The organism is Mesorhizobium sp. WSM4823, assembly GCF_055811195.1.
In genome coordinates this window covers 312,478-323,108 of sequence record NZ_JBVVQL010000007.1, presented here as the reverse complement: position 1 = coordinate 323,108, position 10,631 = coordinate 312,478, and the positions used below count along the sequence as shown (strand labels likewise).

At 61.2% G+C, this 10,631-nt stretch carries 10 protein-coding genes; 5 read left to right on the top strand and 5 right to left on the bottom strand.

The annotated features are described in order from the left end of the window. Window positions 1–116 precede the first annotated feature (116 nt). Together AC0L26_RS20070 and AC0L26_RS20065 are read left to right on the top strand one after the other, a co-directional pair. Complete coding sequence (locus AC0L26_RS20070) at window positions 117–1,106, top strand: glycosyltransferase family 2 protein (RefSeq protein ID WP_473634115.1); 990 nt, start codon at window positions 117–119, stop codon at window positions 1,104–1,106. Then, entirely contained in the window at window positions 1,103–2,923 is a 1,821-nt protein-coding gene (locus AC0L26_RS20065) for an ABC transporter ATP-binding protein (protein ID WP_473634114.1), read from the top strand. The genes AC0L26_RS20070 and AC0L26_RS20065 overlap by 4 nt, the downstream gene beginning before the upstream one ends. 76 nt (window positions 2,924–2,999) lie before the next feature. On the opposite strand, the gene galE is transcribed toward AC0L26_RS20065, so the two are convergent. From galE to AC0L26_RS20050, 3 genes are all read right to left on the bottom strand, one after another. After that, complete coding sequence (gene galE / locus AC0L26_RS20060) at window positions 3,000–3,974, bottom strand: UDP-glucose 4-epimerase GalE (protein ID WP_473634113.1); 975 nt, start codon at window positions 3,972–3,974, stop codon at window positions 3,000–3,002. After that, a complete protein-coding gene (locus AC0L26_RS20055; RefSeq protein WP_473634112.1) occupies window positions 3,971–4,945 on the bottom strand; it encodes a UDP-glucuronic acid decarboxylase family protein in 975 nt (324 codons plus the stop codon). The genes galE and AC0L26_RS20055 overlap by 4 nt, the downstream gene beginning before the upstream one ends. 362 nt (window positions 4,946–5,307) lie before the next feature. Continuing rightward, the gene (locus AC0L26_RS20050; protein ID WP_473634111.1) at window positions 5,308–6,510 is read right to left on the bottom strand and encodes an MFS transporter; all 1,203 of its coding nucleotides are present in this window, start codon (window positions 6,508–6,510) and stop codon (window positions 5,308–5,310) included. A 213-nt stretch (window positions 6,511–6,723) separates the two neighbouring features. On the opposite strand from AC0L26_RS20050, the gene AC0L26_RS20045 reads away from it, so the two are divergent. Then, a complete protein-coding gene (locus AC0L26_RS20045; protein ID WP_473634110.1) occupies window positions 6,724–7,146 on the top strand; it encodes a VOC family protein in 423 nt (140 codons plus the stop codon). Between the two features lie 69 nt (window positions 7,147–7,215). Here the strand turns inward: AC0L26_RS20045 and AC0L26_RS20040 are convergent, their stop codons facing one another. Then, window positions 7,216–8,109 (bottom strand): LysR family transcriptional regulator, encoded by an 894-nt coding sequence (locus AC0L26_RS20040; RefSeq protein ID WP_473634109.1) that lies wholly within the window; start codon window positions 8,107–8,109, stop codon window positions 7,216–7,218. A gap of 97 nt (window positions 8,110–8,206) precedes the next feature. Between AC0L26_RS20040 and AC0L26_RS20035 the strand changes: the two genes are divergently transcribed. After that, the gene (locus AC0L26_RS20035; protein ID WP_473634108.1) at window positions 8,207–8,956 is read left to right on the top strand and encodes an SDR family NAD(P)-dependent oxidoreductase; all 750 of its coding nucleotides are present in this window, start codon (window positions 8,207–8,209) and stop codon (window positions 8,954–8,956) included. Between the two features lie 8 nt (window positions 8,957–8,964). On the opposite strand, the gene AC0L26_RS20030 is transcribed toward AC0L26_RS20035, so the two are convergent. Beyond that, window positions 8,965–9,426, bottom strand: a complete 462-nt coding sequence (locus tag AC0L26_RS20030) for an Lrp/AsnC family transcriptional regulator (RefSeq protein WP_473634107.1) — start codon at window positions 9,424–9,426, stop codon at window positions 8,965–8,967. A 146-nt stretch (window positions 9,427–9,572) separates the two neighbouring features. Between AC0L26_RS20030 and AC0L26_RS20025 the strand changes: the two genes are divergently transcribed. Further along, complete coding sequence (locus AC0L26_RS20025) at window positions 9,573–10,580, top strand: ornithine cyclodeaminase family protein (RefSeq protein ID WP_473634106.1); 1,008 nt, start codon at window positions 9,573–9,575, stop codon at window positions 10,578–10,580. Window positions 10,581–10,631: the final 51 nt, after the last annotated feature.

Sequence of the window (10,631 nt, the reverse complement as noted above, 5' to 3'; positions counted from 1 at the left end):
GGCCGCAAACACGGGCCGGCGGACCTCGATTGCGATCCCATCGACCTTCCGCGCATCGAGATTCGCGGGGACCGCTCATTTGATGACTTTGTCGCCACTGTCGAGGCTGTTCTCGAATGAACAGTGAACTTGTCAGTGTCATTATTCCCGCTCACAATGCGCAAGATACAATCGACGAGACGCTCCGCAGCGTGCGCTCACAGTCCTATCCTGCACTCGAGATTATTGTTGTTGACGATGGCTCACGCGACGAGACTGCCGCGATCGCCCGATGTCACGCGGAGATCGACCCGCGGGTGCGGCTGATCGAGCAGGCAAACGCCGGTGTGGCCGCCGCCCGCAATACGGGTTGGCGAGCGGCGCGATCCGACCTGATCGCATTCGTGGATGCCGACGATCTCTGGGCGCCGACCAAGATCGAGCGTCAGCTGGCTGTGCTCGATAGGACAGACGAGAAAGTGGGGCTCGTCTACTGCTGGTATTTGGTGATCGATGCACAGAGCATGATAACTGATCGTCAGCACCGGCCAAACTGGCGGGGCGATGTGCTTGAGCGCCTCTTCCACGGTAATTTCGTCGGCAACGGCAGCGCCGCGCTGGTACGCCGGCAGGCATTGATCGACGCAGATGGGTTCGAGAGTCGGCTGCGCGAGGCGGGCGCGCAGGGTTGCGAAGATATCCTCTTTTATTGTCGCGTCGCCGAAAGGTACCACTTCGAAGTCGTCGAGGAGCCTCTGATCGGGTATCGCTATTTGCCGGGAAATATGTCGAGCGATATGACTCGCATGCTGCGATCCTGGATGCTTGTGGTGGACGAGATGCTCGGCCGCCACCCGGGTGCGGCACCGACGCTCCGTGAGGGCCTGCATTTCTATTCGGCATGGCTCATTGAGCGGGCGTTGCACCAGAGGCAACCACGCTATGTCCTTCCGATCATGTCGCTGCTGCTTCGCCATCATCCCGCGATCGCCATGCGGATAATCGCCGTCGATTTGCCGCGGGTCGGCGCGCAGTGGGCCAAGCGCGTCGTGACAAGGCTGGTGCGTGGTCGCCGGCCGATCCCCCCGCAGGTGACGGCGCGCTTTCCCGCGGGGGAGCTGAAATGAGCCAAGCCAGTGACGTCATACGGCGCGGTGCAGTCCGTGCTTCGTTGCGCGATCTGTCGCACCTGCTGCGCATCGTTGGCAAGCCGCGCTGGGCGACGCCGGCATTGCTCGCGCTCGGCTTTCTTTCATCCGTGGCCGAAACCCTAGGCATCACGCTGATCCTGCTGTTTCTTTATCTGGTCTCCAACCGGATCACCGACACAGGAGATGGCTTTCAGGGTCGAGCGCTGGGCGTGGCAGTTGACTGGTTGGGTAGCCCTACCCGGCTCGCGGTGGCGATCCTCCTGCTCATTCTCGCGCGTGGAGCACTGGCGCTGGTATACTCCTTGATAAGCTCCAGCATCGGCGAGCGGATCAGCGAGCGCACGCGCAACCTCGTCCACGAGCAATATCTCAGAGTCGGCTTCGGATTCGTCCAACGGCACGAGCAATCGCAGCTCATGGAAGTGCTCGGGACCGAATCGTGGTTGGTTGCGCAAGCCTATGGGGCGGTCACGCGACTTATCATAAATAGCTGCTCGATCTTCGTGTTCGCCGTCTTCCTGCTCACGATCTCGTGGAAGATCTTGCTGATCGCGGCTGTCGGCTCAATCGCAATTTCGGCAATCTTGCGCATTTTTTCGCGGCCCGCCCGCGACCTGGGGCGTCAGGTGAAGAAGATCCATCAATCGCTAGGCGAGCACATGCTCATGACGCTCCAGGCATTGCGCACTATTCGCGCCTATGGACAGGAGACGCTTCATCAGCGCCGTTTCGTGCAATCGTCGGCGGCCGCACGCAACGCCTCGTTGTCCCTTATCCGCCTTTCGTCATGGATCGGCCCGACCACCGAGATCGGCTATCTGGGAATGTTGGGCTCTATCGTCCTGGTTTCCGGGTGGTGGCACATCAGCTTCGAGGTGACGCTGGCCGCTGTCGCACTGCTGTATCGGTTACAGCCGCATACGCAGGAGTTCGAAAGCAACCTGCTGTTTCTGGCGCAGATGCAGCCGCAACTGCGCTCAGTCTTGGAGATGATCCAGTCCGAGGACAAGGACTATCCATCGCAGGGTAGTATCGCGCTCAGGAATCTTGACGCGAGCATCGTCTTTGAGCACGTAAGCTTTGGATATGATCCAGACACGCTTGTGCTCAATGACCTGTCGTTCGAGATTCCAGCCGGAGTAACCACGGCGCTGATCGGCGCAAGTGGCGCAGGCAAGACTACGATCGTGAACCTCCTCCTGCGGCTATACGAGCCGACTTCCGGCGACATCAAGATTGACGGTACCCGGCTGGAAGACATCAAGCGGGACGATTGGCTGTCCAAGATCGCCGTAACGGGTCAGGACGTAGACCTCGTCGAGGGCACGGTGACAAACAACATCCGAATGGCCAAAGCCGATGCGACCGAAGACGAGATCTTTGCCGCCGCCCGCAGTGCCGGCGTCGCTGCATTCGTCGAGGGCCTCCCCGACCGCTATGACACCTGGATTGGGCAGGAGGGGCTGCGTTTTTCGGGGGGCCAGCGGCAGCGCATCGGCCTCGCACGAGCTGTTTTGCGCGATCCGGACTTCCTGATCTTGGATGAGGCGATGAACGCGCTCGATACCGCGCTTGAGGACCAGGTGCGGCGTGCAATTGATCGCCAGCTTGGCAACCGGACAATTTTGCTGATCACGCACCGCATCGAAACGGCGCGTGATGCCGCAAATGTCATTTGGATCGAGAACGGCAGAGTGAGGAGCCAAGGCCCCGCCTCCCTCATTATTCCTCAATATCAACAGCACCAGCAAGAAATTGTATCTGCCACTGACGTTCAGAGTAAGGGGCAGTAAGCTCCTGCGGTCTCTTCAGTTGGCCGCTTCTTCAGTTGGCCGTGGGCGGTAGGCTGGCCTGCAGTATGGGACGTCCTCACAACCGGCGGCGATACCAGGCCAGCGCCGTTTCGACGATCCGGTCGATACCGGACTGCTCAGGCGTCCAGCCGAGTTCCCGGGCCGCCTTGCCAGCCGAGGCCACAAGCGCAGGCGGGTCACCTGCCCTGCGCGGGCCGTAGGCCACAGGGAGGCGCGTTCCCGAAGCCCGGCTCACCGCCTCGACCAACTCGTTCACCGTCGTTCCGGTTCCGGTGCCGAGGTTGTAGACATGGACACCCGGATCGCGGAGAAGCTTCTCCCCTGCCAGAACGTGAGCACGGGCGAGATCGGTGACGTGGACATAGTCCCGCACCGCGGTTCCGTCCCTTGTGTCGAAGTCGGTGCCATTAATGGTAAAAACCCGGCCCGACCTGAGCGCCGCCTCGATAGCGAGCGGAATGACATGCGTTTCCGGTTCATGCCGCTCACCCACCTCGCCGTCGGGATCACATCCGGCCGCGTTGAAATACCGCAGCACAACCGCGTTGAGGCCATGGGCATCGGAAAGATTGTCCACCATTCGTTCTATGATGAATTTCGACCACCCATAGGGATTGATGGGCGACTGCGGATGCGTTTCGTCAATCGGAGAACGAACCGGAACGCCGTAAGACGCGCAGGTGCTCGAAAAGATCAGCTTGTCGACGCCGGCCTTCAGCATCTCCTCGAGCAAGACCAGCGTCCCAAAACTGTTATTTCGGTAGTAGAGTTCCGGGCGCTCGACGGACTCGCCGACATAGGCGTAAGCGGCGAAATGCGCCACCACATCAGGCCGATACTGGTGCAGCGCTGCTGCTACCGCTGCGCTGTCGCAAACATCGCCTTCGACAAGCGGTCCCCACTTGACCGCGTCGCGCCAGCCGCGCGAGAGGTTGTCATACGCAATGACGGACCAACCGGATTCGGTGAATGCCTTGCAACAGTGTGAGCCGATATAGCCCGCCCCGCCAGTGACCAAGACTGTTTTCATTCGGCTGCAGCGGAGCGAGCATATCCCGATGAGACCAAGTCATCGAAATAGGCAATGGTCTTGGCGAGACCGTCGCGCAACGCGATTCTTGGCTTCCAATTGAGCTCGCGCAAGGCACACCCGATATCAGGCTGTCGCTGCCTTGGGTCATCGACTGGCAAAGGTAAAAACACGATCTTGGATCGGCTTCCGGTAAGCTCGATCGTGAGATTGGCGAGTTCGAGCATCGTGAATTCGACCGGGTTGCCGAGATTGATTGGGCCGGTCACATCGTCGGCCGTGTGCATCAGGCGAACCAGACCGTCGATGAGATCGTCGACATAGCAAAACGAGCGTGTCTGCTCGCCGGTGCCGTACACAGTTATCGGCTTGTTTTGCAGTGCCTGCACGATGAAGTTGGAGATGACGCGACCGTCGTCCGGACGCATCCTCGGACCGTAAGTGTTGAAGATGCGCGCCACCTTGATCCGCAGCCTGTGCTGCCGCCAATAGTCGAAAAATAGGGTTTCGGCACACCGCTTGCCTTCGTCGTAACAGGAACGGGGCCCCACCGGGTTTACCCTGCCCCAATAATTCTCGGTCTGCGGGTGAACCTCGGGATCGCCGTAGACTTCAGACGTGGACGCCTGAAGGATCTTTGCGCGAACCCGCTTGGCGAGCCCTAGCATGTTGATCGCCCCATGAACGTTGGTCTTTGTCGTCTGAACCGGATCGAACTGGTAGTGAACGGGGCTTGCCGGGCAAGCAAGGTTGTATATTTCGTCAACCTCTATGTAGAGCGGAAATGTCACGTCGTGGCGAATGACCTCAAAGGATCTGTGGTCGAGCAAATGCGAGACGTTTTTCCGACTTCCTGTGAAGAAATTGTCGACGCACACGACCTCGTGGCCTTCAGCAAGCAACCGCTCGCATAAGAACGATCCCAGAAAACCTGCGCCCCCAGTCACCAAGATTCGCTTTGCCAGCTGCATATTTGGGATCCTCACGCCAGTTCTTCACGCTCACGAATGCCTAATGCCCGGGGCGACGATAGGAAAAAAATGCTGCGCCGCAACACAAAATGTTAACGTGGTTGAAATAGTCGCGTGAGGCGGTGGTCTGCGAAACGCGAGAAAACTGCCTGAATTTGCCTATTTCGGCAGTTTTGTCCGAATCTCGAAACTTATCCTGGTGCGAGCGCGCTGCAATGCAACATGATCGATCGCTAATCTCACCGACCTGACTAACAGAGCACAAAGCTTCCATCGTTGCCGATGGACGTCTCAAAACTAGGGATCAAAAGCTGACATAGCCGATGTCAACTTTCGACCCCTGTGTCCTCGCTCCGCCAAGCCTAAGCCGGTTGCAACTCCCTGCGCGGCAGCCGCGGGAAGGCGATCGCCACCGCCACCGCGCCGAGCCCGACAAGGGCCGAGCCGATGAACAGCCAGGAATAGCTGGCATAGGCATCGAATACCATGCCGCCGGAGAGCGGGCCGAAGGCCATGCCGATGCTGGACAGCATGGTCACCGCACCAAACACTGTGCCGAGGATGCGCTGGCCGAAATATTCGCGCGCCAGCACCGCATAGAGCGGCATCACGCCGCCATAGGTGGCGCCGAAAATGATGGCGAGCGTGTAGAATTGACCAAGCTCGCTGACGGCAAGATAGGCTGCGATCACGACGGCCTGTATTGCCAGACCGGTAATCAGCACCGGCTTGACCCCCAGCCTGTCGGCAAGCACGCCATATAGAAGCCTGCCGCCCAAGCCGGCCAGGCCCTCGATGCTATAGATGCTGACCGCCGCCATCGGCGCTATGCCGCACAGCATGGCATAGCTGACCATGTGAAAAATCGGTCCGGAATGCGCCGCGCAGCAGGCAAAGAAGGTCAGTGCCAGAACGATGAATTGCGGCGAGCGCAGCGCTTGTGGAACCGACATGCCGGTATCGTTGGCGGCAACATCGGCGGCGGCCCCGTCGGCGGCAGGCTTGGGCGGCTGGCGCACCAGCAATGCGGCCGGCACCAGCAGCGCCCATGCCGCGACGCCTATGACGAACATGGCGGTGCGCCAGTCATAGGCCGTGATCAGCCATTGCGCGAAGGGCGAGATCGTCATCGGCGCTACGCCCATGCCCGCCGAGACCAGGGAAACGGCCAAGCTGCGATTGGTGTCGAACCAAGCGGCGGTCAGCGCGATCATCGGCGCGAAGAAGGCGCTTGCCGCGAGGCCGACAAGCACGCCATAGGTGATCTGGAAGACAAGCAGCGAGCCGGTGCGGCTGGCCAGCACCAACGCCAGCCCGAGCAGCAACGCACCTGTCATCACAACTATGCGAGCGCCATAGCGATCGTAAATGGCGCCCCAGGCGAAGCCGCCGAGGCCCATCACCAGGAAGTTCAGCGTCATCGCGCTCGATATGCCGGCGCGCGACCAATCTGTGTCGAGCGCCATCGGTTCGAGGAAGATCGCCAGCGAGAACATCGCCCCGAGGGCGACACAGGTCATCAAGGCGCCAGCCGCGACGATGACCCAACGATAGGAAATGCTCATATTTTTCTCCCGAGATCGTTTGGACACGGCGCGACTTTCTTTCGAGCTTCGTCACGCCGCTTGCGTCCGAAGGACGATGGCGGCTTTTCGAATCCTACAATCCGGTTGCAATTTTTATCCAGTCTGGAAATCGCGCCACTCGATTGCTTCATTGCATTGACCGTGCACTGTCCTGAGCTAGATTTCCAACCTGGCGATCAGGAGCTATCAGGCATGGAACTTCATCGGGGCCGTCTCATAGACCACGTCCAGCTGGTGGTCAGGGATCTCAAGGCCAGCCGCCGCTTCTACGAGGCGGTTTTCAAGGTGCTCGATATTCCAATCGGTGGCAGCGCCGAGGATTATTTCTGGGCCGACGAACTGTTCGTTTCCAGCATCGACAGCCGAGCCGCCCAGGGAAAGCTGACCGGACGCCACCACCTTGCCTTCCAGGCAAAGGACCGCGCGATGGTCGACGCTTTCTACAAGGCCGGACTCGACGGCGGCGGCACGGACAATGGCGCACCCGGCGAGCGGCAGCACTACCATCCCGGCTACTATGCCGCCTTCCTGCTCGATCCCGACGGCAACAACATCGAGGCCGTCTTTCACGGGCCAGCCAACCGCAGCGCCGCTTCGGTGAAGATTACGTTCTGATCACCGGGCGACGACGGCTGAAGCCGGCTTGCGATGGCATCGGATCGACTGCGGACGCCATCAACCTGCCTATCTCGTCAGCGCCGCCATTTGGCCCGCCAGGAAGTCGACGAACAGCCGAGCGCGGACCGGTAGCTGTCGCCCATACGCATGGACGATGTGCACCGGCATGGTCGGCATCGTTACCTCGGGCAGAATGCGGACCAGACGGCCGGCGTCGAGGTCGTCCTGCACCGCAAACTGCATCAGATGCGCGATGCCGGCTCCGGCAAGCGCCGCTTGCCGGATGCCGCCACCGTCATCGGTATCGAGCCGACCGTTCGGCACGATCACAGCGCCTTCGGCAAATGTGACGGGATAAGGCCGGCCGGCCATCTGGTAACGGACGAAGTCGTGGCTCTGCAAATCCTCGATCGAGGCCGGCCGGCCGCGCCATTCGACATAGGCCGGCGATGCCACCAGCACGATCGGCAGATTGGCGATCTTGCGCGCGATGAGCCCGGTGTCCGAGAGCGCCCCCATGCGCACCGCAACGTCATAGCCTTCGCGGATCAGGTCGGCGTGGCGGTCGGTGACGCTGAGCTCGAGCTTCACCTCGTCGTGCTGAGCCAGGAACGCTTGCGCCCATGCGGCGATCAGGCCGCGCCCGAGTTCGACGGATGCCGTGACGCGCAGCAGGCCGCGCGCCGTGTCGGCCATCTGGACGATGTCCTCGGCATCGTCGAGCGCTCTCAGCAAAGGCGCGACCCGCTCGTAATAGGCGAGACCTTCGCTGGTCAGTGCCAGGCGGCGCGTCGAGCGCTGGATCAGCCTGACGCCCAAACGCCGCTCGAGCCGCGCTACGCTTTTCGAGACCGCCGACGGGCTGGAACCGACCAGCCGGCTGGCGGCGTGGAACGAGCCGGCATCGACCGTGCGCACGAAGGCGACGAGACCTGCGGTCTTTTCAAGGATAGTGGTCATTCAAGAATTCCAGGCACGAAAGAACCGATCGAAGCGATCCTAATACGCTATACGATCACTATTAAATACCGCTCATCGTCAACGAAGGAGAGATTTGATGAGCAAGCTGAACGGCAAGGTGGCCATCGTCACCGGCGCCTCCAAGGGTATCGGCGCCGGCATCGCCAAGGGCCTTGCGGCGGCCGGTGCCGCCGTGGTCGTCAACTATGCTTCGTCGCGGGAAGCTGCGGACCGCGTCGTTGCCGCGATCAAGGACGGAGGTGGCCGGGCCGTCGCCGTCCACGGCGACGTGTCGCAAGCGGCCGACGTGCGCCGCCTGTTCGAGGCGACCAAATCGTCGTTTGGCGCTGTGGACATCCTGGTCAACAATGCCGGCGTCTTCGCGTTCGAGCCACTGGAAGCAGTGACCGAGGCCGAGTTCCACCGTGAATTCAACACCAATGTGCTGGGCACCATTCTGGCCATCCGGGAAGCAGTGAACCATTTCGGCGCCGGAGGCGGCAGCGTCATCAACATCAGCTCGGTCGCCAGCCTCAACCCGCAGCCGAACTCGCTGGTCTACGCCGCCACCAAGGGCGCGGTGGATTCGATCACGCTGTCCATGTCGAGAGAACTGGGCGCCCGCAACATCCGCGTCAATGCCATTGCGCCCGGCGGCGTCGACACCGAAGGCCTGCAGCGGATCGGCATCGTCGGCAGCGAGTTTGAAAAGCAAATCATCGCCATGACCCCGCTCGGCCGCTTCGGCCAGCCCGACGACATCGCCCGCATCGCGGTGTTCCTCGCCTCCGACGACGCGTCCTGGCTGACCGGCGAACGCATTACCGCCTCGGGCGGCTGGCGGTAAGCATCTGCTCACACCGGCAAGAGAGCGTTCGGCTTGACATCGGCGATGGAGGCGAAGGTGTGCGTTTCGCGCACGCCGGGCGGTGGCAAGATGACCCGCTGCAGGAAATCTTGGAACACCGCCATATCGGCGATCCGCGCCTTGACCAGATAATCGAAACCGCCAACCACCATATGGCACTCCAGAACCTCCGGAGCTTTCGCCACAGCTTCGGCGAAGCGGTCGAAGACGTGCGGCGCCGTGTGGTCAAGCCGGACCTCGATGAACACCAGCGTTCCCCGGCCGACCTTGCGCGGATCGAGCACGGCCCTGACCGCGGTGATGAACCCGTCGCGGAACAGGCGCTTCACCCGCTGGCTGGTTCCGGTTGGCGACAGCCCGACACGCCCAGCAAGATCAAGCGTCGTCCGACGTCCGTCTTCCTGCAGCAACCGGAGCAGGCTGCGGTCTATCTGGTCGAGGTCGCTCATTTCACAATCCACGCTACCTCTGGGATTTTTGCATTGATTTCACGCAGAGACGCCGGAATCAAGGTATTTCATCACATAAAATCTCCCAATAACTTGCGCTTAAAGCAAACGTGCGAGCCGATTTCGACGAACTAAGGGAGTGCAGGATGACCAAGGAAGCGTTCAGCCCAGCCGGCAGGAGTGCGGCGGAAATCAGCAAGGGAGCGACCGAGATCCTGGTGCTGAGCGAAACCGACGTGAGGGAATGCATCGACCTCAGTCAGCTTCTCGATGTTTTGGAAGACGGCTTCAAGGCGCTGTCACAAGGCAAGGTCGTCAATCCACCCCGACCGCAACTCGACATCCCCGCCGCCGGCTACAGCCTCGCCATGCCAGCGTGGATGGAGGGCATGAATTTGACCGTCAAGATCGTCAATGTCTTCGAAGGCAATTTGGCCAAGAACCTGCCCAGCCACCTCGCCACGATCAGCCTGTTCGATCCGCTGTCCGGCCTGCCGGTCTGTATTATGGACGGCACCTTCATAACCGCGGTACGAACCTCCGGCTCCGCCGTGCTGTCGGTGCGCGCGCTTGCGCGCCGGGATGCCAGGATCGCGACCGTGGTCGGTGCCGGCGTGCAGGCCAACCAGCACCTTCATCTCTTGCCGCTGGTGCGCGACTTTGCCGAAATCCGTGTCGCTTCAAAGAGCTTCGACGATGCGGCAGCGCTTGCCCGGCTGCATCCGTCGGTGGTGGCGGTCGCCGACCTCGAAGCGGCAGTGCGCAGTTCCGACGTGGTGTGCCTGGCGACGCATTCCTACGAGCCGGTGATCAAGGCAGACTGGGTCCAGCCCGGCACGCATGTCTCGTCGGTCGGGGTGGCGCCTCCCGGCGGTGAAATGCCGATCGAACTCATCGGCAAATCCAGTCTTTTTGTCGAGACCAAGGATGCGTTCAAACCGACCCCGGTCGGTTCTTGCGAGCTTGCCGGCTTCGACCCGGATTTCGGCACCGAGCTTGGCGCCATGCTGCTCGACCGCGCGCCGGGCCGCGTTTCGGATCGAGAGATCACCACCTACAAGGCGATGGGCATTGCGATGGAAGACATGGTCGCCGCCGACCTCGCCTATCGTTGCGCCCGGCGCCTAGGCAAGGGAAAGCTGGTCTTGCTGTAGGCGCGTGCGAGCCAGGCGGGATCGACGCTGCTGACAATGGCGCTTTCGCAG